Raw genomic sequence first — 26857 nt, forward strand, 5'->3', positions numbered from 1 at the left:
CACCCTCTAAAAAATAGTATGTGCTCTGGTTATTGTAGCGCATTCTAAATCAAATTACAAAGAATTGTAAGCTTGATAGGATTATTGTCAATAGATAGCTAGACTTAATATAGAGAAAAATAAGAGGAGAGCCGGACCATACCGCTCTCCTCTTATACTTGATTCTAACGAGATTTCTGGGATGCCTATATAGGGAGAACTATTCCCATAACCTCAGCCTAACTCAAGTTCTTAGGGAAGACATTCGTGCTCTTCTTCAGAAGCTCAACGGCAATTTTACCAGCTTCTGCACGAGTCAGATTGCCTTTTGGGTTGAAGCTATATTGCGGTTTTTTCTGCCCAGCAGGTGTGGACGCCGAACCTTCCATGATCTTAGCTTTGGATACGGCCAGTACTGCAGGACCCGCATATTTATCAATTTTGCCTGAATCGACGAAGGCTTTAGCCAATGAGGCTTCAAGTTTTGCATCGTTATTAGCTAGCTTGAGTTTCAGTGCACGGGCAATCATGACCGCTGCCTGTTCACGAGTCAGTGGTTGATCTGGAGCAAATACTCCATCCGTAAGACCCGCCACGATCCCTGCTCTTGCTGCTGTCTCGATACTGTCATAATCCCATGTTGCAGACCGCGATCCTGGTACGATGTCTACAAATGTACGATTGTCATCAGAGTTAATTGGCAAACTCAAACCTTTTACAAGAAGTGTTGTGAACTCCCCTCTCGTAGTCTGATCGTCTGTACCGAACTGTTCAAAGCGAAGGTTATTCATAAAGCCTTTCGCATAAAGACCATTCAAAATATTACGTGCCCAGTTATGGTTCGTCACGTCATTATAGCTACGGCTTAATTTCATGACTTTATAATAACCAAACTCGTCGAATGGAACGCTAATGGTATGGTTCTTCATGTTGACTTCTCCACCAATGTTCTCCCATTGCCGTTTTGCTGTATATCGATAGACGGTAATAGTTGCACCTGCTTCATCTACCACATTCGAGTTAAAGGACAACGTCAGAGTTCCGCGTTTCGATGGTGTAATTCTCCGCTCAGCAGGAATCTGTGGATCACCAAACAATCCTTCCACCGAATAAGGCGTCAATCCATTCGTCTTACCCGCATAAGTGGCTGTCCCCAGATCACCCTTCTCCCCAAGTCCTCCACTAATCCAGTAGACTTGTGAAATTCGCCCAAAGTTGCTGGACTGCGATGTCGACCCGAATTTAAGTAAGTATTCATCTGGTATGCTCCATGATGGAGCTCCACTATCCTCACCGGTTCCAGGGAAACCAATGATATTCCCGTAATCATTCTTACGTTCAACGATCCCCGTTATTGGATCCGCAATGCCGAACAAAAGCTTCGTATCCGGATAATATTTCGCGATTCCTCTAGTATCTGTACTCTGCATTACCGTCCCTTTAGGGAGATCAAGCAGCAATTCCTTGTTAAAGACAGTATACTTATTAGCTACTTTCGGAGCCATGTATTGTGCATCTACACCAACTGTCCCCGTATAAAACACTTCGATGGTATCTGAAATCTTGGTGCCTGCCCGATTAATTGTGATCTTGATCTTATTGGATTTATCTTGCTTCAACCCAACATAATCATATACAAAGCGATGCTCGCCTAAATCCGTTCGCTTCGCTGCCGGTTCATTACCTATAATGACCTCTGTTGCACCCTCTGCTTCAATATCGAAACGAACAAAGTTCTTATTCACCACAATTTGCTTACCTACGGTTGGTTGTGGAGCGAGAATGCGATATGCACTTACCTCACGAACCAATTCTAGTCGCTGGGTTGTCTTAGCCCCAGTCTCATTCAACAATTCTAATGTATACACATTCGTTCCTGGTGCACTTGCCGTAATATCATGAATTCGCATAATAAAGTCATTCTGGGTACCTGCGAAATCATACGTATACCGCTCACCATTAAATGTAACTACTTCGTTCGTCGTAGTAACCGCTGGCAGATCCACGGACAAAATGTTCTTTGTACCTTGGTTCAAGTTCAGCTTGACGGCACCACTTCCACGGAATACAAGGTCGTACGTACCTAAGCTTGTTGTAAACTTATTATCATTGTAAATAAATTCAGGTGTTAAGTTAAAGATCTGTTTCAAGAGCGGATCAGCTGCAATGAAATCTCTTGGTGGGAAGCTAGGACGATCCTTACCAAGTGCTGGCTGGAAATTCGCAATCGTCGATACATTGTTATCTACGATATAAATACGAAGCTCTTTGCGGATCTCTCTGGCTTGTCCCTTATCATCTGTACCAATACCCGTAAGGATAATTTTATTCTCCCCGAATACTAGCGGACCATCTATCATAGAGATATTCAATTGGATATTGAACTGACCATTGCTTTTAGTCAACCACGTAGGGTCAAGCCCCTCTGTTGTATTGGTTGATTTTTCTTTCTTGCCGTTTACAAACACTTCAGCAAGAAAATGATTGCTGTTAATTGTGTTACCAAATCCAATATATTGACCTTTTACATTCAATTTAGTTCCATTTGCAGAATCCAGGGTATAAGTCTGTCCATCAATTAAATTCTCAATATAAATATAGTTCTTGGATGCAAATGAAATTGTGGCGTCTTTGTATGCCGTCGAACCGTTATAGTTAAAGCGCACAGTCTGATTACCGTTCTTCAAACCAACAATTCTGTACACGTAACTGGTGGCAGATACATCCTCCACGTGTACAATCTGAATTGAGCTTGTTCCAAGCGGAAGATAGTTAGCTCTTAGACCGTTTACTGAATTAGCAGGCTTTCCATTCGTATTGACCATAATATAGAAATCACCCGAATCTACCTTAGCTCCGTTCAGTGCTTCTCCTGTCGGAATCGTTCCACCCGGTTCATATCCTTTAAGATATTTCAATCCCGTAATAACCGTCTGTCCTTTCATATACTGAAAGTCCATTCGCTTGTTTATTGTCTTAGTGCCATAAGTTACGGATAACACATGCTTCTGACTAAGTAATCTCTCTCCGCTTGTATCCTTGTTGAGCGCCAACTTAGGGATTTCAAATGTTACCATCCAGTAAGAAGGAGTATTCCCCTTAACACTTGGAATGAAGAGTTCCTCCGTAAACGACGGTGTCACCTTATTATCATTGACCAATATCTCTGCACTTTCACTAAACTTTGTATTATTCGCAGTATCTTCAGGAACCAGCATTTGCACTCTTACCATCGCATTGTCTGTGTCCTCTGTAAAGATTGGCTGCACTCCTAGGAGACTTTGTGGATTTTTACCAGTCGAATCCAACAAATCAAGGAGTACGATCGGATTCTTCTCATCGTAATAAAACAAGGAGTAGTTGAATGTAAGCGAGTCAGAGCCATTCTGTGCTACCAGCTTCAGGCTATTCAATCCTGGATTCAGCTTAAGCTGTGGTGAGAAGAAGCTACCATCTTGCAGCAATGATGTTGACAAGGCTGATCCATTATTGATCGATACAGTTACCTTGGTCGTATTCATCGCTTTACCCTGCAAAGTAATTTCATCTCGATTTACAACGATCTGAGCGCCTTCATTCAAATCGAGGTTGTCTGAACCACCTAGTACCTGTAACTTCTCAACATAAGGCACTTGATCAAACAGGATATAAAACGTCTCAGAGCGTTCAACTTGACCCTGCTGCCCTGTAAAAGTAACTCGGTTCATACCAGGATACAAGGTAAGGTTGGCCTTGAATCGTTGGTCCGGTCTTTCGTGATCAAGTGTAACCACGGCCGGCGCAATACGACCTGAATCCTCTATCCACTCTTTCTTATTTTGATCCCAGTTAAGTAATTGGACATTGGCTCCGAGTGTGGAGTCCGTGACCATTCTGTATGTCCCTGTAATCTCTTGCTGTGCATCAGTTACCTTATACACATTGCCTCTACCTAGCTGGTTATTTCCTTGAGTCAAGGTTAAGTCAACCGTATTTCGTAGATCTGAAATATCCGGAGTAAAATAACTAGTAAGCTTGTCAGCTGCCGATGCCGTCGGTACAAGCCCTGCTGGTATCAACGACACAATCATAGCCACCATCATCAGCCAAACAATCGGCTTCTTCGTACGCTGCATTCGATCATCTCTCCTCAGTTAAGTCAATTACCTCTTATATCGGCACCATCCCCCCCTTATTTTAGAAGAAAACACAAAAAAACCTCACCCTAATTCGGTGAGGTTGCTTGTACACATACTGTGTAGTGATATGAGAAAAAGTTACGATAACTGAAAACTTCATTTAATAGTAGGTTATTAAAATTATTAATACCTAAACTTGTTACTTCGTGCGGGACTCTGCGTTCGTCTTCACTCGTATCCGGTTGATGAGTCCGAGCAGTGGGCGCTTGGTCTTACCGACCAATCCAATTACCTCTGCACCGATCTGCAGGAAGAACATCATGATACAGATCACGACGAATGTGACCCAGTTCGCTTCATACATCGCAGCTGAGGACTGAATGATAGCCAGCACTCCGAAGAATGCAGCAATACCATAAATAATCAGGACCGACTGGCGATGGCTGAAACCAAGTTCGCGCAGGCAGTGATGTAAATGTCCTTTATCCGGAGCAAAGATCGGTTTCTTTTGGATCTTCCGGCGGATAATCGCGAAGAGAGTATCCGACAAAGGCACACCGATAATGATCAGTGGCGTGATGAAGGAGACAATCGCAATCTGCTTAAATCCGAGCAAGGACAGCATGGCCAAACTGAACCCAAGGAACAGCGAGCCTGCGTCACCCATAAAGATCTTAGCCGGATGGAAGTTAAAGAAGAGAAATCCGATAATTCCGCCGAGCAAGAGCAAGCAGAGCAGTGCTACTGTCGTATTCCCCATCAAGAGGGACATGACAAGAATCGTACTAATGGCAATACCGGATACACCGGCAGCCAGACCATCAAGCCCATCGATCAGGTTAATGGCATTCGTCACACCAACGATCCAGAAAATCGTTAGCGGAATGGAAATCCAGGCTTCAAGCGTCGAGTAACGGTCCTGGAAAGGTATATTAACAAAATCAACTGTAATATTAAATCCAAACACAACAACACAGGCAGCAATAATCTGCGCCAGGAATTTCACCTTAGCAGACAGTTGAAAACGGTCGTCCAATGCTCCGATCAAGACGATCATCGATCCGCCAATGAGAAATGCTTTCATAAAGTTTGCGTCACGTGGTGAAAGACTTTCAGGAATAAAAGGGAGCACGGCAATCAATCCGAGGATAAATGCCAGATAAATTCCTAATCCGCCCAGCCGGGGCATGATTCGTGTATGCACTTTACGGGCATCCGGAACGTCCACAGCGCCAACCTTTACCGCAAATTTTTTCACGAGCGGTGTCAAGAACAGAGCCAGTACCAACGACACGACAAACCCGATGATGTATATCGTTACCATGTAATCATTCAACCCCCAATATTGTCTACCGTGTTGAATTATACTCCCTTCGCTTCCGAAAACCAATGTTAATTTCCGGCGATTTACCGGATTTTACCCACAAAAAAGAGTTAATTAGCTTGTTTTCGTAACTTTTTCTTTCTCGCGCAGCACTTTAACTGCGAATTTCGGGAGCGCAAGCATTCTTTTGGCCCGGAATGGCTCACGTAATAGACGATAGAACCACTCCAAACGGAGCTTTTGAAATACTTTGGGTGCCCGTTTGGACTTCCCCGAAATAATATCAAAGCTTCCCCCAACACCCATCATGACAGGTACCCCGAGACGTTCTTTATATCGAGCAATCCATGGCTCCTGCGTGTCTGCCCCACGGGCCACAAACAGCAAGTCTGGAGACACAGCTCTAATCTCTTCAATAACCTCATCATCTTGTTCTGGTCCAAAAAATCCATCACGATATCCGGCAATCACAGCTGCCGGATACTGCATTTGTAACCGCTCGGCTGCTGCCTGAATCACTTCCGGTGTCGTACCCAGCAAATAGAATTTCCATCTATAGCTTTCGCCAACCTTCATTAATTCATGTAGCATATCAAAACCGGTTACGCGTTCGTTAAGCGGATCGCCACCTACGTTCGCTGCCCATACGATCCCCGTACCATCAGGAACAATTAAATCTGCATTTTGCATCATGGTCTTGTACTCCGGGTTGTCGAGTGCAGTCATAACCATGATTGGATTCGCGGTAATAACCTGATGCGGTCTTCCGGATTTAACGGCTTCTGTTAGGTATGCCACCGTATCATTCATATTCAGCTTCGAGAACGGTATATCAAAAATAGAAACGGTTGGAATCTTGGTTGTCTGGTTCATTTTATCACCTTCTATTACCTAGGAATTCAACAATATGCCGAGCTGGGTTCTGAGATTCCTGCTTAAGCTGTGTGATCTGAGCACTATGCTCTTCCTTCCAGGCTTCTAAGGAGTCCAACATTGTAATCAAATGTCTTGTCAAATCTGCAGGAACCAGTGATTGGCTGCTCCCTATAGGTGCACTGTCCAACCGCTTCAGAAAATGATCGATCTTCGGATCATACGAAATACCGATAAGAGGTACACGCTGATTGGCTGCATAGATCAAGCTGTGTAGACGCATGCCAAGAATCAAGTCACAGCGGCTTACTTCAAGAAGCATATCTTGGGGCTCCTGTTCCTCCCGGTAGAAACTTATCTTTCCACCATATGATGTAATATCACCCATCTTGTCCGCAATATACTGTGAAGCTTGTTCATCTTCAGGCTGATAAAACGGCAGGAATCTTAAATGAACGGGCCGCTTACGAGCTAAATCTGTTAGCGCATCAGCTATCGCATTCAATTCCCGGCGTTCCTTATCCCAGAAACGGACCGAAATGCCGATTACAGGAAGCTCTTCTTCACCTGAAACTGAAAGATCAGCAAGCTCTTCATTATTCTGCTCAGGCAAAGGCATTCCCATCACAGGATCAGGGACAATATGAATGTCCTCTGAGCGAATGCCCATCGACTGAAGGAGCTCACCCGATTGAATATCTCGTACAGAGATATAAGAACATTTGCGGAACACAGACCGAATCATGGGATTGAATATCTTTCGATTCACTGGTCCCACACCTTGTGCATAGATAAAGGTTGGTTTCTTCAGCCACTGTGCAATCTTGATGATCGCCAGATAATACGGGATCGTCTTGGGGCTAGTTGCATCCTGAAGCAAGCTCCCTCCCCCGCTGATCAATCCGTCACTTTCTTGAATCGCACGTCTAACTTCACCAAGCTGCATTCGATGTACCGCACGGACACCATACATGGATGATGTCCACTCCGGATTGATGGAAAGGACAACGGGTTCAATCTTAATACCCGCTGCCTTTCCCTGCTCTTCGAGCGCAGTCAAAATTGATTTCAAAACGGCTTCATCGCCGCTATTCTTAAATCCGTAATATCCGGAAATGACTATTGTCTTAGTAGAGGAGACCATCTTTTCCAGATCCTTTCCGCGAGTTGCCATACCAAGATCGCAACCAAGCCAAGAATAAGTCCGAGAACAAGACCAAGCAATCCACGGACCGCCGAAATATAGATTGGTGAATGGATATGCGTAAATGTACCGACGATTGACAATTGACCCATTGCCCCGAAGATTAACAGATACGCCGCATGGCGATATTTAAATGACAGGAACAGACCGAGCAGCATAATCGGATGAGCGAACAGGAATTCTTTATTCCGTGGACGTACACCGAAAGTGTTCTCTAAGAATGAACGGAATGCCATCTCAATGGATGATACCTGACCTGCATTTCCTGTACGGCTTAAGTAGTACATACCAGCGACACCCAGAATACCCGCAGCGATAACCATTGCAATGTTAATCGGTGTCTTGAGCAGAGATGTTACGCCGCTGCGTGTTGCCTTACCACCACGATACAAGAGTACATATATCGCCGTCAGTAACATAGGCGCCATAGCCAGCAGGTTAACACCGCGGAATTGATCCAATACCAGCATGTATGTCACATTGTTCAGCAGTGCGATCACAAGCGGTACTGCTGCAAGGGATAGAATCGTTGTCTTCAAGAACAGCACGATCGCGTGCGTTAAGCGTCTTCCCGTACTGATATCTGTGAATGTACGGCTAGCGACATTCACTTTACGAATAGCCAGAATCATAGCAACCGTAGGACCACTAATCGATGTTCCCAGTGCCAAAGCCTGTTCCATTAATTCGGCGTTCAAGACATACAGCCCCGCACTTCCAATGAGTCCAAGGACGAAGGCTGGAATGGTCAGGAACGGAATGAAGTACGATATCATTAGCGCGATAAGCGCGACCGATCCAATAAGAGCACCAATCTTGAAATAGCGCTGCATGGAGGAGTCCTTAACCTTAAACGGCTCTGCTTGTCCAATGGTAAAGCCATTTTTCTCAATATCCTTAATCGCATTTCCTGGCTCAGTCAAACTCTCAATGAGATTGTTGAGTGGATCTGTGATGGATGCTTTTGTAGAATCTCTAAGCGGTTCTGCATTCAAATAGAACATCCGGATATTCCGGTCTTTGGATGCGAGTACGAAACGGTCGCTAATCACATCCACTTTCAAAGATGCATCTCTCTCACTGAGTGAATAGATACGCACAACATTATAGTCAGTGAGATAGGCGAGCTTTTCAAAGCCTTTTTGCGGCTTCTTTATATTCTCAATGGCTGTAAGACCGATGTTGTACTTATTTAGCAGTTCACCAAAGGCCTCCAAGCTCTCCATGTCTTCATTGTCATTAAAACCTCTTACGGATTCACCGTCGAATAACACCCGTTTAACCCCGTTATCGGCAAAATAAGACATCAACCGCTCCATATATGCCTGATCATACGGTAAGCTGTCGGATAGACGCGGAACAATCGTAAAGCCACGATCCCGAAGCATAGCAATCGTAATTGGGTCTTGAGACATTGGCTTCAAGTATGCATTCGCTTTAGGCGTCTCCAGTATTAACCCGTCACGATCTTTGAACGTCCATGAACGTACTGGAATATCAATTCTCTTGAAAGTTTCTTCAATGATCGGCTTAATCTGATTCTTACTCTCATCTGTATTAAAAGTGATGTACGTATAGTTATCATTCGTTGGGGTAACATTTCCTGTCAGATCGGCTACTTGCTGCCCATCGTATACTGTGATCCGCCGTGACTTGACGAATTCATCCAAAGTACTTTCGAATAAAGCCATACTGCCAACACCGGCTTCCTTCAACCGGTCCAACTGTTCTGAAATAAAGTCCTGTGGATGGGTCTGATAAACCGATATATCCACCAAGTCACGATAGTCAAATACAAACTCAACATTCTTAGCCGTTGATTCAGTCTGTAAGCGGTCATAGCCAACAGGCAGAGCGGCCGCAACGCCCAGAACAACTAGAATCCACAGCCACTTACGAGCTGCCACATTCCAGTGTTTCCATTTCTGATGCACGAAAGTTCCTCCTCATTGAACTTACGGGATTCTTCCGCTGAGTAATCAATAGCGAAAGAACCCCGGTCGTTTAAATCTATACTTAATTTATCGATTAAGCATCTACTCTGGTCATGACATGACTTGCGAGCGTCTGCATCTTTTGCTGCGCGTCTTCAAGTGACTGACCCCGAACTGCAAAATACACCTTAATCTTCGGCTCTGTGCCAGATGGACGCAAACAGAACCAAGAACCATCTGTGAGCATGTACTTCAGTACATTCTCCTTCGGTAGTCCATCCAGACCTTCTGCATAGTCAAGCACGCTCTCAACCGCAATACCACCAACTTCTGTTGGAGGCGTACTGCGCCAATCGCTCATAATGCCTTGAATCTGAGCAATGCCATCTTTACCTTTGAGCGTACGGGACTCAAGGCTCTCCAGGAAGTACCCGAATTGCTCGTATAGCTCTTGCAATACATCATAAAGGGTCTTACCTTGACCTTTATAATAAGCAGCCGCTTCACAGATCAGCATGCTAGCAAGCACTGCATCTTTGTCGCGTGCATAATCTCCTGCAAGATAGCCGTAGCTTTCCTCATATCCGAACAGATATGTATGCTCACCGGATTGTTTGAACTGGGTCATTTTTTCACCGATATATTTAAAGCCTGTGAGTGTGTTCATGACTGTTGCTCCGTAGTGTTCAGCGATAACTGCTCCCATCTCACTCGTTACAATCGTCTTCACGACAGCAGCATTATCAGGCAGCTTACCCGCTTCCTTCAATTGACTGAGCAGATAATGAATCATAATTGCACCCGACTGGTTACCGGATAGAACCACATATTCGCCTTGGTTGTTCTTCACAACAGCACCCATACGGTCCGCATCGGGATCTGTTCCGATTAGAATGTCTGCAGAAACTTCTTCACCCAGCTTCATCGCAAGTGTGAATGCTTCACGCTCTTCTGGATTTGGAGACTTCACAGTAGAGAACTCTGCATCTGGCTGTTCCTGCTCAGGAACAATGTATACATGCTTAAAGCCGACAGCCTCAAGCACCTGACGAACTGGAATATTCCCTGTTCCATGCAGTGGAGTATAGACAATCTTAATATCTTCTCCCAAGCTAGAAGCAATCAGATCACGGTTCACACTAATACTTGCTACAGTGTCGATAAACGCTTGATCTTCTTTCTCGCCAAGCCAAACCAGAAGCCCTTCTGCCTCTGCTTGTTCTTGGGATAGCTTCTTCACAGCAGCAAAGGAATCTACCTTCTGAATGTTCGAAATAACCTGTTCCGCTTCATCCGGCACCAACTGGCCGCCTTCTGAGTTATACACCTTATAGCCGTTATACTCCGGAGGGTTGTGACTTGCTGTGATAACAATCCCACCTGTCGCATTTAGCTCACGAACACTAAATGACAACTGTGGCGTGGACCGAAGGCTTGGATACAGCTTCGCGACAATGCCATTACCGGCCAGTACCAGTGCCGCTTCAAGAGCAAATTCTGGTGAGAAATGACGGGAATCATGAGCAATAACGACCGAAGGCTTACCTTCCGCAGTGCCGTGAGCATCCAGGATATAACGAGCAAAGCCTTGAGTCGCACGGCCCACTGTATATTTATTGATCCGATTGCTACCCGCGCCAATGATCCCACGAAGACCACCTGTTCCGAACTCCAAGTCACGGTAGAAGCGCTCTTCTAATTCTTTCTCGTCATTTCCGATCGCACGCAGTTCCTGCTTCGTCTCTTCATCTACATAAGGATCGTTTAGCCAACGATCTACAGTCTCCACTGTTCTCTGACTCATTACTGCCATGATAATTTCCCCTTCCATATCCAAAAATAGTTATCGAAGTTTCTATTACTTTTTGTCTGATAGTGCGAACATAATCTCGCCTTCTGCGACCGTACGGCCATCAACCGATGCCGTTGCCTTCCCTTTACCAATCATCCCTTTAAGTCGGGTGATTTCAACTTCAAGGCGCAGGGTGTCACCAGGCACAACCTGTCCGCGGAAACGGAAGCCATCAACGCCTGCCAAGAAACCAAGCTTGCCACGGTTGCTCTCCACATTCAGAATCGCTACGGCTCCAACCTGAGCAAGTGCTTCCACGATCAGAACACCCGGCATAACTGCGTATTCTGGAAAATGGCCAACAAAAAAAGGCTCGTTAATGGTTACATTCTTGATTCCTACGGCTCTCTTGCCGTCCTCGATTTCCACGATCTTGTCCACGAGCAGGAACGGTGGGCGATGAGGTATAATCTCTTGAATTTGTCCGATATTCAGCACAAAAAAACTCCTCTCTTATGTAAGTAACCGCTAAGCACTACCTTTGAAAAGCAACAACTCATTCCTTCGGTGTGTTATTTCATGCCAACTCATGCATAAAATATGGCGGATACGGAAAAACTAAAGATATCCTTCATTAACTGCAGACATGAAGGTTGAGATAAGGGGCTTTCTCTTTAGGCGTTCGCCTAGGAGGAGGCCCTTTTTTTGTTGTTATGTCTAAAAAAATGCGCTAGTCCATCCCATTATAACGTTTTCGTGAAAAAAAAGAAAACTCCCCCAGGGGGAGTCTTAAACCATTATTCGCTCGTTCTATACCTTACTCCATTTAAGGAGCAAAGACTAAATCGAAAACATGCTTCCAAGTACTCCACTGGAAAGCTTCCCCGATATCCTGTTTACCTAAGACGACATATCCGACTACCATTCCACCGACCAAAGCCAGTAGCAAAAAGATCGGAACCATGATTCTAAGAGCGATCTTCCACCCTGAAGTCTTACGTCGTTTAGGCTCGCTTGCTTCACTCACGGTTCATACCACCTATCCTCGCATAGTGTTGGCAAGGTTCATCATGGTGTCGCTGGAGCTCAGCGCACGTGCAGCCAGCTGATAAGCTCGCTGGACTTCCATCATCTTCGTCATTTCGTCCGACATACTCACGTTAGACTGTTCCAAAAAGCCGGATTGAACTTCAGATTTCAGCTGCGTAGGATCTGTTTGCGTTGCTTCGAATACCTGCGCTTCCGTTAGACCTGCTGCCAGCATGTATAGATTGCCATCCATCTTCACGAGTCCCTCTGGACGCTGCAATTCAGCAAGCTTCAGCACACCAACTACATTCCGGCCCGCAGCAGTCTCGGCCAATACCTGCCCAGCACCATCTACAGCAACTTTGGCGTTCGCAGGTATACGAATCGGGTTATTATTTCGGTCCAGAACCTGATACCCTTGATTGTTAACCAGATTCACATAAGCTGCATTCTGCGGATCCGGTGAGACATGAAACCCACCTTCACGTGTATACGCGATACCGCCATTACCTTGCACCGCAAACATCGCATTCCCTTCAATCGCAAGATCCAGCGGGTTCCCTGTTTCCTTATGGGAACCTTGTGCTAAGTTCTCAACAATGGAGGCAAGCCTAGTACCGAAGCCCATCGTATATCCTGACGGCGTAGATCGTCCAGCCAGCGCGAAATCCTTATGATGTCCCTGCACCTGAGTCAGCACATCTTCAAATGATGTATCCTTGCTCTTATATCCAACCGTATCCACGTTCGCAATATTATCAGCAATGACATCCAGTCGCTGCTGCATTGCGTTCATAGACACCATAGCACTAATCATGGAGTTATTCATACCCAAACCTCCTGTGGTGTAGACATATTGTATTTAGACATATGCCTTACTTAGACTCTGCCAATCTCATTCACTGCTTTTTCGAGAGACTTATCGTAAAATTGAACGACTTTCTGGTTCGTCTCGTACGCACGAAGTGCTGCAGTTAATTCAACCATGGACTGAGAAGGGTCCACATTGGACGCTTCGATAAACCCTTGGCGAACAATTGCATTATCTCCTGCAGCTAGAAGACGAGAACCATCTCCATTCGCTGCATCTAGACGAAAAACACCATTGCCTTCTCGCACGAGCTGATGAGGCTTGTCCACCACAGTAATTCCTAATGTAACTCCTGTCGGAATACCTGCTTCACTCAAGATTTGCCCTTGCTCATTCACTGTAAGGTTACCAGACTGCCCTGTCAATACAATCGGCGTATTCCGCGCATCCAATACCTGGTACCCCGTCGACGTCAGAACATTCCCCTGATCATCAACCTGAAATTGACCATTCCTTGTGTAACGAACTTCACCATTCTCATCCTGTACTGTAAAAAAAGCTTCAGGACGATACGTAATTTCACCGTTTCTATCTATATATTTACCAGACGCATCAAAATTCACGTTCTCGCCAGTCGCCTGATCCACTAGTCCAAGCTGAGAAACAAGGGCAAAGTCTGTCGATTGGCCTGTCTCGCGAAGTGCTCCTTGCTTATACAGTGACAGACTCTCCTCTGCGAACACACCGGTATTCAGCTTACCGACCGTTCGATTCGGATTCTCTGCATTGCCACCAATCATGGATACGAGCACTTCCGGAAAGGAGCGCTGCACACTGTCTGTCTGCTTATAGCCAGCCGTATTTAAGTTCACAATATTTTGCGTAATCGTATCATGACGCCGCTGCTGTGTAACCATACCTGCTGCTGCGTTATAAAGTCCTCTTAACATGAAGGCACTCTCCTTCTCATGGACCCCTCAAAAAAGCTCCATAAATTCTTTCACTACCATTGTATATCGGTAGATTAGAATTTTTTCTTAACCACTTTATCCAAATTGTCCAGCATAATCCCCGTTCCCTTAACGACACAGTGCATCGGGTCCTCTGCTACCAGTACCGGCACTCGCAGCTGTTCGGTTAACAGCTCGTCCACTCCATGAAGAAGCGCGCCGCCGCCTGTCAGAATAACTCCACGATCAATAATATCTGCCGATAGCTCTGGTGGTGTCCGCTCAAGCACTAACTTGGCTGCCAAGACGATCGATGACATCGGATCCCATAGTGCCTCCTGCACCTCCGCAGATGTAACAGTTACCGTGAGCGGAAGTCCCGATACCATATCCCGGCCCCGAATATCCATCTCCGCTTGTCGTCCACCCGGACGAACGGTTCCGATGGCTACCTTGAGGTCTTCAGCTGTACGCTCTCCGATAAGCAATTTATATTTATTCTTAATGTATTTAGTAATGGCCTCGTCGAACTTGTCCCCAGCCATTTTGATAGAAGAGGCGGTTACCACATCGCCCATGGACAGGACGGCTACGTCTGTCGTGCCGCCCCCAATGTCCACGACCATGTTACCACTAGGCTGATAAATATCCATACCGGCGCCAATAGCAGCCGCTTTAGGCTCTTCTTCCAGGAACACATCTTTCGCACCGCTTCGCTCTGCCGCTTCTCGGATCGCCTTCTGCTCCACAGACGTAATATTCGTAGGTGCGCAAATGAGGATGCGAGGACGACTGTACCAGCTGCGTGCTCCAACGCGGTCAATAAAATACTTAAGCATCGCTTCTGTAATTTCAAAGTCGGCAATAACCCCATCCCTAAGCGGACGGATCGCCATTATATTACCGGGTGTACGCCCTATCATGCGCCGTGCATCTTCCCCGACGGCAAGGACTCTTTTGGTGTCGCTCTCTATGGTCACTACGGAAGGTTCGTCAAGCACTACCCCCTTCCCTTTGACGTGAATAAGCACGTTCGCTGTCCCGAGATCGATTCCAATATCCTTGCTAAACATCATGAAAAGCCCCCAAAGTGTTATTTTATGGTAAGTGAATGTTGATTCCGAGCATGTCTGCCGAGGTTCGACAAATAGTAGCATAACATGATGTAAATCGGCATACGAAGTTCTTATCATTCAGTCTGATACCATCTTTTAACATATCATACTTTAGGGGAGGGATTCAATCTTCTTCTAGCGACCTAAGAACTATAATTATGATTTCGCTGTTGTGACAGGTTCACGGCTTCCGCTTCCAGTCTTTTTGTATTTGATCTTGGTGGCTTCTCCGCCTCTAAGGTGGCGGATTGACTTGTGGTATTCGAGAATATGCTTAACCTGATCCGCTAAGTCCGGGTTGATCTCCGGCAGACGTTCGGTTAAGTCCTTATGCACCGTGCTCTTGGATACGCCAAATTCTTTGGCTATCGTACGGACTGTATGCCTTGTTTCCACGATACAGCGTCCGATTTTAATGGTCCGCTCTTTGATGTAATCGTGCACGCTCCCGCCTCCCTACTGTGTGGATAGTTTGGTACAGTATATGAATGGCATGGCGGGATATTCGCGGTTTCACGGGGTGACAAGCTCCACTGTACCCATTTATTTTGAGGACATGCTAAGAAGAGACCTAATCTTTAGTGCTTGTTACGGGACATATTCGTACCATCACTTGCCCTTAAAGCCTTGAGGACAAAGAAAAAAGGCAGGATCATGGGATCCTGCCCTAGGTGCCCGAAGGGCACTGTCTATAGACTGAAAAATTTATTTCTTCGGAAGATACTCCGATGGGTTAGCCAAGTTATCGCCCTCGTACACTTCAAAGTGCAAGTGGTTACCCAGCTCTTTCTCGAATTCACTACGTCCAGCCGTTGCGATGGTATCGCCTTGCTTCACTTCTGCACCTTCCTCAACCTTCACACCGCTTAAGCTTTGATAAACGGTCTTCAGATTGCCCGGATGGGTGATTTCTACCACCGTTCCATTCACTGGATGATCTTCTACTCGACTAACCGTTCCATCCAATGTTGCTTTTACATCAAATGGCTTGTCGTCTTTAGAAGCAAAGTCAATGCCGAGGTTCGGTGTAAAGGTATCGTTGTACTGAACCATCGCCTCTTGATTCTCTTCTACTGGAGCTTCTGCATCATAGAACTTCTTCACAACACTTACATCTGCTACGTCGCCTGTTGGTAAGATCATGTTCTGTGCGTTAGCCACAACTTCAACAACATCCTCTTGTTTGCCTTCCGCTCCAGTCTTGGCATCTGTACCTTTCTCGGTACCACTTACAGCCACGTCTGTGTTAAGCGGTTTTTGGCTGGCGTCCTGGTAGACCCACACGAGGGTTAGTATAATTGCCGCTGCTGCCAGATATGCTGCCGGGAACACCCACCGTCTGGAAAACATTTTTTTCCACGAAGACGACGTTACTGCCGTTTCTCCTTGATTGGTTTTAGGAGCTTCTTCGCGGGTTTGACTGTTCTTGTTTTGTTCATTCATTTGTAATCACCTCAGTAATCATTGTTACCGGGCTCTACTCTTTTATACGTGTGTTTCTATTATTTTTTTGGAGAGAGAAGTTTTGAAGTTTCTTCAAATGAAATACCCGTATAGTAGTGTCGCAGAATCTCTTTCGCCTTAGCTCCTTCGCGTGCCATTCCCTCTGCGCCGTACTGGCTCATGCCGACCCCGTGCCCGTTGCCGTAGGTCGTAATGATCACTTCCCCATCTTTCAAACTCCAGCTAAATTGACTAGAGCGAAGCGCGAGCTTCTCTCTTATTTCTCTACCTGTAAACTTCTGACCGCCAATTCTCACTTCTTGAATTCGGTTGCCTTTCGTATAAGAGATTACTTTAATCCACGATGCCGAGTTGCCACCTGAGGCGGATACAGGTATCGCAGCATCTGATAGACCAAGTCGTTTCGAAAACTCAGCGCGCGACATCCGGACCGTAGATTTAAACTTCGGAGAGATTTGCTCATCCCAGGGGCTCTCTACACTTCGAAGATAGGGAATCTCGTTCTTCCAATAGTCCTCTGAATTTTCGGTATAACCGTTACTAGTTGAGAAAAAAGAAGCCGTGATCGGCTGACCGTTATAAGTCATGACAATGCCTCTGGTTTCCTTAACGGCTCGCCGCAGCTTATCAAGTTCAGCTTGCTTCCCTTGCGCTGCCCACTCTTGCTTCAGCTTCTCTTGTGATATGTATGCCTGATGGGTGACCGTATCGGTCACATCACTCTTATCGTCCGGCACACCGCTCTTGTCGCCGGACTTCAGCCGCTGCACGATATAAGTCCGTGCTGCGATGGCTTGAGCTTTAAGTGCCTCAAGCTGGAATTCTGCCGGCATTTCGGCGGCTACGACGCCGACAATGTAGGTTTCCAGCGGGAGGGTCTCCACGGTGTCCGTCTTCGTTAAGTAGACGGACACCATGGGCTCTTCCGCCACCTGCGGAGCGGCGGAAGGGGCGGGCGCTGGCACGGGCGCCGGCGGTGCAGGCTTGTAGTCGCCGGGGGCGACAACAAGCAGCGGCAGCGCAAGCGCGAGGGCCAGCAGGCCCGCAGCGGCCCAGGCGGCAGGGTGCACCCGCACCCGCCGGCCAGGGGCCGCTGGGCGCCGCGTGGCGAAGCCGCGGCGCCCGAAGCGAGAGGGCCGCGCGCGGAACGCGCGGGCGTCTCGTGGGGTTTGGCCGGGCTGCACCCCCCTGTTCCATGCACCGCTAAGCCGCACATCATCAGGCTCAGAACTGCCGTGTACCTCACTACCAGGCTTTACACTGCCTGCCTCGGATGAATTAATGGCTTCTTGAGATGAATGCTCATGTTCAAGTCGCTCTCGCGGCACTTTCATTTTTTTAAAGAATTCTTCTACAACTCCTTCACCGTTGCACTCCTCTAAACCTTCTATATGAGAGTCTTTAGATTCATTATCACTATTCTCACTAGCTGGAAACTTCCACTCAATCACTTTTGCACTGGAACCTTCTGTTTCAAACTTTTCTTCGTTATAGTCTTTTGATATATGACCTTTTGAATTTTTCTTCTCTGTTGTAATGGGGATTTGTATACGAACCTTCGAATCTTTCATTCCGACTCCCTCCTTATGCAGTTTAGAACACCTGAACTAGCTTAAAACTTAGTCACTCGGCTTCTATTTTCATTTTTACTAGCTGCTTATAATTATGAGAGCCTTTCATTTGATAGAACCTTTTTGAGAGAGAAAGAAGAATCCACCCCATTTCTATTCTCTAAATAAATAGTAACTTAATCGCTTACGAGCTTTAGACTCCATCGATAGTAAACAAAAAAAGGGCCCTGCCACTGGCAGGACCCTTCTTCATATGATGTTACGTCTCGTGCAATTGCAAAAGTAGTAACACTTACACCCAAGTTGGCTGTACTTTAAACAATTTACTGTCATCGGTCTTCGAAGCTTTAGGTGCTTTCTCATAATCCTTATCTTCTGTCGAAATACGCCAGATATCTGCACCTAAACCGGATAGCTTCTCAGCCAAATGAACATATCCACGATCGATGTGGTGTGTACCACTAACCTCAGTCGTTCCTTCGGAAACAAGTCCCGCCAAGATCAGTGCAGCTCCTGCGCGCAGGTCAGTTGAACATACCTTCGCCCCAGTCAGACGAGCACCACCTGTCACAATCGCCGAACGACCTTCAACCTTAATCTCAGCATTCATCAACTGAAACTCATCCACATGCATGAAGCGGTTCTCAAACACGGTTTCTGTTACAACACTTGTGCCTTCAGAAACGAGTAGGAGTGCCATCATCTGTGATTGCATATCTGTTGGGAATCCTGGATAAGGTAAGGTCTTAACGTCTACAGCCTTCAGTGGCTTATCCGCAATAACGCGCACACCATTCTCATCAGGCTGAATCGTTACACCCATCTCTTCCATCTTGGAGATGACTGGCCCCAAGTGATCTGCAATGGCACCTTCCACATATACATCTCCACCCGTAATCGCTGCAGCAGCCATAAAGGTTCCTGCTTCGATACGGTCTGGGATGACATTGTGCTTCACACCATGCAGCTTCTCAACACCTTCGATACGAATAACGCCCGTACCTGCACCGCGTACAATCGCGCCCATTCCGTTTAGGTAGTTAGCTAAATCGACAATTTCTGGCTCTTTCGCCGCATTTTCGATAGTCGTTACACCTTCTGCTAATGTGGCAGCCATCATAATATTCTCAGTGGCTCCTACGCTGGCAACATCCAGATAAATCTTCGCGCCACGCAGTCTACCGTTACTTTTAGCTTCAATATACCCCTGACCGAGGCTGATCTCGGCACCCAACGCTTCGAATCCTTTAAGATGCTGATCGATCGGTCTTGTACCGATTGCGCATCCGCCTGGGAGTGAGATACGGGTCCGGCCGCAACGAGCCAGAAGTGGTCCCATGACCAAAAAAGAGGCGCGCATTTTCCGCACCCATTCATAAGGTGCTTCACATGTGGCTATGTGCTCTGCATTTACACGTATGACTTCGTCTTGATATGTAACGCCTGCACCAAGCGACTCCAACACTTTGCTAATTGTGATTACATCGTCAAGAGGAGGCGCATCAATAATGACGCTTTCTCCCACTTCCCCTAGAAGAGAGGCAGCGATGATCGGAAGAACTGAATTTTTTGCTCCGCTGACTTTGACGCTTCCGGTCAGTCTTTTGCCACCGCGGACGATAAATTTGCTCATCATGGTTTCCCTCCGCGTCCATAATTTTCCTGTAATTTAAAATCAATATTTCGATATTACTCATTCTCTAAATGCCATCTTATCATTGTTGATTTCAACGTTACAAGCGATTATAGGACTAATTCTGTTGTCAGGAAAACATTACCTAAATTATTAGGTGTATTCCTGATCATATTTGGTAAATAACATATGGTTATGTGAAGCCCAGTCCTCAGAATAGCCTATGCAAGATTTCTGTCTTGGTGACGCAGATTATGAGCATGTGAATGTTCATGTAATCTTTAATAGTCCGTAAGTCGTGTTAACTTTACAGACCGTGTATTTATTATTCATTGTTGACATAATAAAATGCGTTTATTCGACAACTTGCGCTGAGTTATCCTAAAGAGATATAACCATTCAAACAACATTCAAAACATTTACATAAAAATAGCTTTCACTCGTGTACAGCAGTTTTAAAACATATATCGAATCATTTGGCTCCACATCATATAGTCGATTAAAAATTCGGCTACAAAACGACCAAGTACCACGGCAAGCAGTAAGTGAAGCAACTTACCTTGAGGGCTTTTGGGATTGCGGATAACCAAATCTAACTTTAAGGTTTGCAATGCCCACCACGCCAGCGCTATGCAGACAAGCGAAATGATAATAGATAATAGTCCGCTAACGCCAACCGCACCAGAGACAGTGTTTGAAATATCTTGATTCATTGCTCCCTCCTCATTCTTAGGTATACCATCCCCAAAAGGACCGACCCTTCTATAATACTTGTCAGCGCGACAAGAATCCAGTACTTTCTAATGCCATTTCCTCGGAAATAAAATATTTTGATCAGAATGTCATATAAATGATCTAATTGGCTCCGAAGTCGTCCCATTCATATTATGCAATGATTGGAGTACTTATATGAATGAATGCAAAAAAAGGCAGTCTGCTTGTAACAGCGGACTGCCTTTGATTCTATTGATTATTGCCACCGGAGATTTTAATCCGGTTCATAGCCCGTTGTAGAGCTAATTCAGCACGACGGTGGTCAATTTCATCTTGTCGTTTGCCGGCTTTCAGACGCATTTCAGCACGTTCTTTTGCGGCTTCCGCACGCTCCAGATCGATCTCTTCTGCTCTCTCAGCACTCTCCGCCAAAATAACAACCTTGTCCTTGCGGACTTCCACGAAGCCCCCTTGTACTGCAAACGGGGTTCTTTCGTTTCCGATCTTCACGAACACAGGTGCTACCTGAAGTGGAGTAACAAACGGGATGTGACCTGGTAAAATACCCAGTTCTCCTTCGACCCCACGCACCGTAACACTATTAACCTGCTCTGAATAAACGAGTCGGTCCGGTGTTACGATCTCTAACAAAAAGGTACTCACTTCCATCCCTCCTCACCGTTTTCCGCAGAAAACTCGCGTAGCAGGCGCCGTTCGTAAGTTACGGGACGACCCGCATATCACGGAGCGTCAGCTTACATAGTTTTTGCTTTTTCCACTGCCTCTTCGATTGTTCCAACGAATAGGAAAGCTGCTTCTGGAAGATGGTCATGCTTGCCTTCCAGAATTTCTTTGAAGCTGCGAATGGTTTCTTTAACTGGTACATAAGTACCTGGCATACCGTTAAACGCCTCTGCAACGTGGAACGGTTGGGAAAGGAAACGCTCGATACGACGAGCACGGTTAACGATAGCTTTATCGTCTTCGCTAAGCTCATCCATACCCAGGATTGCGATAATATCTTGAAGCTCATTGTAGCGAGCAAGAATTTGCTTAACGCCTTGAGCGACATTGTAATGCTCTTCACCAACAATTTCAGGTGCTAGAATCCGTGAACTTGAAGCAAGTGGATCTACCGCTGGGTAGATACCTTTCTCGGAAATCTTACGCTCCAGGTTCGTTGTTGCATCCAAGTGAGCAAATGTCGTAGCCGGAGCTGGATCCGTATAGTCATCCGCCGGTACGTAGATTGCTTGAATGGAAGTAACAGAACCTTTTTTGGTGGAAGTAATACGCTCTTGTAGACGACCCATTTCGGATGCCAGCGTTGGCTGGTAACCTACTGCAGAAGGCATCCGGCCGAGAAGGGCGGATACTTCGGAACCTGCTTGTGTGAAACGGAAAATGTTGTCTACAAACAGAAGAACGTCTTTTCCTTCCTGATCACGGAAGTACTCAGCCATAGTCAAACCTGTCAATGCTACACGAAGACGTGCGCCTGGAGGCTCGTTCATCTGTCCGAACACCATCGCTGTTTTGCTGATAACGCCGGAATCTGTCATCTCGTGGTACAAGTCATTACCTTCACGAGTACGCTCACCTACACCAGCAAATACGGAAATACCGCCGTGCTCTTGAGCGATGTTGTTGATAAGCTCTTGAATCGCAACGGTTTTCCCTACACCCGCACCACCGAAAAGACCGATTTTACCACCTTTTTGGTATGGAGCTAGCAAGTCGATAACCTTGATACCTGTTTCAAGCATTTCTGCTTGTGTGGAAAGCTCATCATAAGCTGGAGCTTCACGGTGAATCGGGTTACTAACCTCAGAAACTACAGCACCTGCATTATCGATAGGCTCACCCAGTACGTTAAATACACGACCCAGTGTAGCGGATCCTACAGGAACAGTGATAGGTGCACCCAAATCTACGGCTTCTAGACCACGAGTAAGACCGTCTGTTGACGACATCGCGATACAACGAACCAGATTGTCACCCAAATGGTTGGATACTTCCAAAGTCAGATCAATAGAACGGCCGCTTTCCAATGTGCCTTCAATTTTGATAGCGTTGAAGATCTCTGGAAGCTGACCGCGCTGAAATTCAATGTCAACTACAGCGCCTGTAATGCTGACAACGCGTCCTTTGTTCATCTTTTCGTTTTCCCTCCTACCCGTTCGCCTTATATGACGAACGATCATCGTAAAGCGGCACAACGTGCCGCGTATCTATTAACGGAATCTTGTAAAATCTAATTATTGAGCGTCGGCTCCAGCCACGATCTCGGAAATCTCCTGAGTAATGGCTGCTTGACGGGCACGGTTGTAAGTCAGAGTAAGATCGCCAATCAGCTTGCTTGCGTTCTTCGTCGCAGCTCCCATTGCCGTCATTTTTGCACCTAGCTCACTAGCTTTAGCATTCAGCATCGCACTGAATATGAGCGTTTCTGCGTACTTCGGAAGCAACACTTCCAGTACACCTTCTGGTGATGGCTCATATTCGTAGCTCGATACGTTAACTCCTCCACCAATGTTCTCCATTGGCAGAAGCTGATTTACTTCAGGATCTTGAGTCAAAGCATTGACGAACTTGTTGTAGCAAATGTACAACTCATCAATTTCACCAGACTCATACTGACGAACAGCTGCATTAGCGATGGACTTAATGTCCCCGTATGTAGGACTGTCAGACAGTTCCGTCAGCTCTTCCACAACCGGGAGTTCACGGCGACGGAAATAATCACGACCCTTACGTCCGATCACGAAGATAGAGTACTCATCTTTCGACTGATGACGTTCTGCAATAATACCCGATACTTTACGCAAAATATTAGAGTTAGACGCTCCAGCAAGTCCGCGGTCCGAGGTAATAACCAAGTAACCGGTTTTCTTAACTTCACGTTTCTCCAGCATAGGATGGCTGATTCCCTTGGTTCCAGCCGCGATACTGCCTACTACTTCTTTCAGCTTTTCAGAGTAAGGAAGGGCAGCGGTTGCCTTCTCCTGTGCTCTTCTCAGCTTCGCAGCAGCAACCATCTCCATTGCTTTGGTGATCTGCTTGGTGTTCTGGATACTTTTGATCTGCCGTTTAATGTCACGTAATCCTCTTGCCATGTTTTCACCACCTCAAAACTTTGGCGGAGCCAAAGTTACTTCGAAAGCATTAACCTTAAAGCTTTGGCGAAGCCAAAGCTAACTTCGTAAGCGTAAACTAAACTTTGGCGAGCCAAAGTTACTTCGTAAGCAATAACAAAACTTTGGCAAAGCCAAAGCTAACTTTATTAGCCATAACCTAGCTTTGGCTAGACCAAAGCCATCATCCATATGTTGAAAGAGGATGCCGAGCATTTCATCGCTCGGCTCCCCTCCTATTGCACAGCTGAGGAGCTTACACCGAAGCTGCAAAACCTTTTTTAAATTGTTCAATTGCCGCTTTAAGTGCATTCTCATTATCCGCTACCAAGTCTTTAGTATCACGGATCGATTGCAGAATTTCTGGTTTGTTGCTCTCAACAAACGACAAGAATTCTTTCTCGAAACGACGAACGTTAGAAACCTCAACATCATCAAGATGTCCTTTTACTGCTGTATACAGGCTGACAACCTGCTGTTCAACAGAAAGTGGTTGGTTAACGCCTTGTTTCAGAATTTCCATCAGCCTTGAACCACGGTTCAAACGAGCCAATGTGGATTTATCCAAGTCGGAACCGAACTGGGAGAACGCTTGAAGTTCACGGTATTGAGCCAGGTCAAGTTTCAAACCGCCCGCAACCTTCTTCATCGCTTTAATCTGTGCGGAACCACCGACACGGGATACGGAAATACCCACGTTGATCGCTGGACGTTGACCAGAGTTAAACAAGTCAGACTCCAAGAAGATCTGTCCGTCAGTAATCGAAATTACGTTCGTTGGGATGTATGCTGATACGTCGGAAGCTTGTGTTTCAATAAATGGCAATGCGGTTAATGAACCACCGCCGAGCTCATCGCTAAGCTTCGCAGCGCGCTCTAGCAAACGGGAGTGCAGGTAGAATACGTCACCTGGGTAAGCTTCCCGGCCTGGAGGACGACGAAGGAGCAAGGACAATTCACGATATGCCGCAGCTTGCTTCGACAAGTCATCATAGATAATCAAGGCATGCTCGCCTTTGTACATGAAGTATTCACCCATTGCACAGCCCGCATAAGGAGCTATGTATTGCAATGGAGATGGCTCGGAAGCCGATGCAGTTACAATGATTGTGTACTCCAAAGCACCGTGACGACGCAATGTTTCAACAACCTGTGCTACTGTGGATTGTTTCTGTCCAATGGCAACGTAAATACATTTCACGCCGTTACCTTTTTGGTTCAGAATTGTGTCAATAGCGATCGTTGTTTTACCTGTTTGACGGTCACCAATGATCAACTCACGTTGTCCGCGGCCGATTGGAACCATCGCATCAATCGCTTTGATACCTGTTTGCATTGGCTCGTGTACCGATTTACGATCGATAACACCTGGTGCGTTGCTCTCTACTGGACGGTATTCAGCAGCCGCGATCGGCCCTTTACCATCAACAGGTTGACCCAGTGGGTTTACAACGCGACCTAGCAATGCTTCACCTACAGGAACCTGCATGATGCGGCCTGTACGTTTTACTTGATCGCCTTCTTTAATGTCGATATAAGGTCCCAAGATTACGACCCCGACGTTGCTCTCCTCAAGGTTGAGCGCCAAACCTAAGACGCCGTTAGGGAATTCTAGCAATTCCCCGGACATAGCGTTCTCTAGGCCATATACGCGAGCAATACCGTCACTTACTTGAATAACTGTTCCTACTTCGGAGACAGCAATGTCAGATTTATATTCTTCAATCTGACTTTTAATTAAAGTACTAATTTCTTCAGGTCTGATACTCAACGTTTTCACCCCTATCTACTATGCTTGTCTGTTAAAAGACTTTTCAAGACGGTCCAGCTTGCCTGACAAACTGCCATCATATAGCTTATCGCCGATAGCGACCTTAAGGCCGCCCAGCAGACTCTCATCAACGACATTGGTCACGCGGATCTTTTGCTGTGCCAGTTGTCCGAATTCCGAAGCCACTTGTTCCTTCTCCCGATCACTTAGCGGGTATGTGGAGTATACTGTGGCATCGGCCATTCCGAGGCTAGCTCCCTGAATTTTCACGTAGCTGTTCAACAGTTCAGCGAACAGTCCAGTGCGTCCTTTTTCCAGAAGCAGCTCAATTGTATTCAGAACAGGCTTCGATATCTTCCCTGCAAGTGCCTTGTTCAAGACATCCATCTTAACGGAACGGGGAACATTCGGCGTGGATATGAATTTTTGAATGTCGGCGTCTCCTTCAATAGCAGACACAACGGCTCTCAATTCTTGTTCCACTTCCAGACCCTTCTGCTGCTCAGCCGAAACTTCGAACAGCGCCCGCGCATACCGCTTGGCTGCTACCGTTTCTTGGCTCATGGTCTGCCTCCTACCTCTTTAAGGTATTGATCAACCAATTCTTCCTGAGCCTTGTCACTCTTCACTTCACGCTCGATCAACTTGGATGCAATCTTCACAGATGCAGTACCCAGCTCGTTGCGGAGTTCTGCAACCGCTTTGTTCTTCTCGTTCTCGATGTCGCGAACAGCTTCGGATTTAAGACGTGCAGCCTCTTCTTTAGCCAATTCCATAATCTGTTCAGCTTGTTTGTCGCTAGTCTGCTTGGAACGCTCGATAATTTCATGAGCATCCTTACGAGCTTGCTCCAACGCCTGTTTCTGCTCTTCTACATAAGTAATCGCCTTCTGGCGCGTCTCAGCTGCTTCGTTCATCTGATTCATGACCAGTTCACGGCGCTGCTCCATAATGGCAAACAATTTACCGAATGCAAACTTGTTGAGCAGGAAGTACAAAATAATAAACGCAATTATAGAGATTACAATTGTCTCCCAATGAATTGCCATTAAAGTCACTCCTTTCCATTATTGCGAAGTGCATTTCCTAACAAAACGAAGGCGCGGATGGCATCGGCCCTCCCCGCCAAACCGTTGTATTGTTATTAAGTAAACATGATCAAGAACGCGATAACTGTAGCTGCCAAAGGAATAACCTCAACGATACCTACACCGATAAACATTGTAGTCTGCAATTGACCACGTGCTTCTGGTTGACGAGCGATAGATTCTACCGTTCTGCTTACGATCATACCGTTACCAAGACCTGCGCCAAGTGCGCCCAAACCTACTGCAATAGCTGCTGCCAAAAATTCCATTGTTAAATATCCTCCTTAAAATTGTGCTTTTAGTTTTAAACTATAATATATCTCTTTCGAAACCACCCTGTTTAAGGGGCTTAT

23 protein-coding genes are annotated in these 26857 nt (G+C 46.1%); all 23 read right to left on the reverse strand.

The window, feature by feature from the left end; all coding sequences use genetic code 11:
* Positions 1 to 218: 218 nt before the first annotated feature.
* The 23 genes from ACK8P5_RS23515 to atpE all read right to left on the reverse strand — a co-directional run bounded on the left by ACK8P5_RS23515 (position 219) and on the right by atpE (position 26773).
* Positions 219 to 4094: an S-layer homology domain-containing protein gene (locus ACK8P5_RS23515; protein WP_422658597.1), complete on the reverse strand. Its 3876-nt coding sequence runs from the start codon at positions 4092 to 4094 to the stop codon at positions 219 to 221.
* Positions 4095 to 4296: 202 nt separating this feature from the next.
* Positions 4297 to 5421 carry a glycosyltransferase family 4 protein gene (locus ACK8P5_RS23520; RefSeq protein ID WP_422661563.1) on the reverse strand — a complete coding sequence of 375 codons (1125 nt, stop codon included), beginning with the start codon at positions 5419 to 5421 and terminating at the stop codon, positions 4297 to 4299.
* A 114-nt stretch (positions 5422 to 5535) separates the two neighbouring features.
* A complete protein-coding gene (locus ACK8P5_RS23525) occupies positions 5536 to 6294 on the reverse strand; it encodes a WecB/TagA/CpsF family glycosyltransferase (RefSeq protein WP_422658598.1) in 759 nt (252 codons plus the stop codon).
* 4 nt (positions 6295 to 6298) lie between these two features.
* Positions 6299 to 7438, reverse strand: a complete 1140-nt coding sequence (gene csaB, locus ACK8P5_RS23530) for a polysaccharide pyruvyl transferase CsaB (protein ID WP_422658599.1) — start codon at positions 7436 to 7438, stop codon at positions 6299 to 6301.
* A complete protein-coding gene (locus ACK8P5_RS23535; RefSeq protein ID WP_422658600.1) occupies positions 7414 to 9432 on the reverse strand; it encodes a DUF5693 family protein in 2019 nt (672 codons plus the stop codon). Before ACK8P5_RS23535 ends, csaB begins: the two co-directional genes overlap by 25 nt.
* 94 nt (positions 9433 to 9526) lie before the next feature.
* Positions 9527 to 11245: a phospho-sugar mutase gene (locus ACK8P5_RS23540; protein ID WP_422658601.1), complete on the reverse strand. Its 1719-nt coding sequence runs from the start codon at positions 11243 to 11245 to the stop codon at positions 9527 to 9529.
* A gap of 45 nt (positions 11246 to 11290) precedes the next feature.
* A complete protein-coding gene (gene fabZ, locus ACK8P5_RS23545) occupies positions 11291 to 11722 on the reverse strand; it encodes a 3-hydroxyacyl-ACP dehydratase FabZ (RefSeq protein WP_422658602.1) in 432 nt (143 codons plus the stop codon).
* A gap of 328 nt (positions 11723 to 12050) precedes the next feature.
* Complete coding sequence (locus ACK8P5_RS23550; protein WP_422661564.1) at positions 12051 to 12188, reverse strand: DNA-directed RNA polymerase subunit beta; 138 nt, start codon at positions 12186 to 12188, stop codon at positions 12051 to 12053.
* Positions 12189 to 12263: 75 nt separating this feature from the next.
* Positions 12264 to 13082, reverse strand: coding sequence for a flagellar hook-basal body protein (locus tag ACK8P5_RS23555; protein WP_422658603.1), 819 nt, complete (start codon positions 13080 to 13082; stop codon positions 12264 to 12266).
* Between the two features lie 50 nt (positions 13083 to 13132).
* Positions 13133 to 14014 carry a flagellar hook-basal body protein gene (locus ACK8P5_RS23560; protein ID WP_422658604.1) on the reverse strand — a complete coding sequence of 294 codons (882 nt, stop codon included), beginning with the start codon at positions 14012 to 14014 and terminating at the stop codon, positions 13133 to 13135.
* A gap of 74 nt (positions 14015 to 14088) precedes the next feature.
* Complete coding sequence (locus ACK8P5_RS23565; RefSeq protein ID WP_422661565.1) at positions 14089 to 15087, reverse strand: rod shape-determining protein; 999 nt, start codon at positions 15085 to 15087, stop codon at positions 14089 to 14091.
* 198 nt (positions 15088 to 15285) lie between these two features.
* Positions 15286 to 15573, reverse strand: coding sequence for a sporulation transcriptional regulator SpoIIID (spoIIID, locus tag ACK8P5_RS23570; RefSeq protein ID WP_054954622.1), 288 nt, complete (start codon positions 15571 to 15573; stop codon positions 15286 to 15288).
* 261 nt (positions 15574 to 15834) lie between these two features.
* Positions 15835 to 16572, reverse strand: coding sequence for a peptidoglycan DD-metalloendopeptidase family protein (locus ACK8P5_RS23575; RefSeq protein WP_422658605.1), 738 nt, complete (start codon positions 16570 to 16572; stop codon positions 15835 to 15837).
* A gap of 59 nt (positions 16573 to 16631) precedes the next feature.
* A complete protein-coding gene (spoIID, locus tag ACK8P5_RS23580) occupies positions 16632 to 17558 on the reverse strand; it encodes a stage II sporulation protein D (RefSeq protein ID WP_422658606.1) in 927 nt (308 codons plus the stop codon).
* Positions 17559 to 18456: 898 nt separating this feature from the next.
* A complete protein-coding gene (gene murA / locus ACK8P5_RS23585) occupies positions 18457 to 19797 on the reverse strand; it encodes a UDP-N-acetylglucosamine 1-carboxyvinyltransferase (protein ID WP_422658607.1) in 1341 nt (446 codons plus the stop codon).
* A 455-nt stretch (positions 19798 to 20252) separates the two neighbouring features.
* Positions 20253 to 20510, reverse strand: coding sequence for a DUF1146 family protein (locus ACK8P5_RS23590; RefSeq protein WP_422658608.1), 258 nt, complete (start codon positions 20508 to 20510; stop codon positions 20253 to 20255).
* Between the two features lie 250 nt (positions 20511 to 20760).
* Positions 20761 to 21174, reverse strand: coding sequence for a F0F1 ATP synthase subunit epsilon (locus ACK8P5_RS23595; protein ID WP_422658609.1), 414 nt, complete (start codon positions 21172 to 21174; stop codon positions 20761 to 20763).
* A gap of 92 nt (positions 21175 to 21266) precedes the next feature.
* Positions 21267 to 22667 (reverse strand): F0F1 ATP synthase subunit beta, encoded by a 1401-nt coding sequence (gene atpD / locus ACK8P5_RS23600; protein ID WP_422658610.1) that lies wholly within the window; start codon positions 22665 to 22667, stop codon positions 21267 to 21269.
* 102 nt (positions 22668 to 22769) lie between these two features.
* Positions 22770 to 23627 (reverse strand): ATP synthase F1 subunit gamma, encoded by an 858-nt coding sequence (atpG, locus tag ACK8P5_RS23605; RefSeq protein ID WP_422658611.1) that lies wholly within the window; start codon positions 23625 to 23627, stop codon positions 22770 to 22772.
* A gap of 274 nt (positions 23628 to 23901) precedes the next feature.
* Positions 23902 to 25416: a F0F1 ATP synthase subunit alpha gene (gene atpA, locus ACK8P5_RS23610; RefSeq protein ID WP_422658612.1), complete on the reverse strand. Its 1515-nt coding sequence runs from the start codon at positions 25414 to 25416 to the stop codon at positions 23902 to 23904.
* An 18-nt stretch (positions 25417 to 25434) separates the two neighbouring features.
* Positions 25435 to 25980 (reverse strand): F0F1 ATP synthase subunit delta, encoded by a 546-nt coding sequence (locus ACK8P5_RS23615; protein WP_422658613.1) that lies wholly within the window; start codon positions 25978 to 25980, stop codon positions 25435 to 25437.
* Positions 25977 to 26465, reverse strand: coding sequence for a F0F1 ATP synthase subunit B (atpF, locus tag ACK8P5_RS23620; protein WP_422658614.1), 489 nt, complete (start codon positions 26463 to 26465; stop codon positions 25977 to 25979). Before atpF ends, ACK8P5_RS23615 begins: the two co-directional genes overlap by 4 nt.
* 95 nt (positions 26466 to 26560) lie before the next feature.
* A complete protein-coding gene (gene atpE, locus ACK8P5_RS23625; RefSeq protein WP_422658615.1) occupies positions 26561 to 26773 on the reverse strand; it encodes a F0F1 ATP synthase subunit C in 213 nt (70 codons plus the stop codon).
* Positions 26774 to 26857 lie beyond the last annotated feature (84 nt).

The sequence above is a fragment of the Paenibacillus sp. EC2-1 genome (assembly GCF_049311625.1).
GTDB lineage: Bacteria > Bacillota > Bacilli > Paenibacillales > Paenibacillaceae > Paenibacillus_AQ.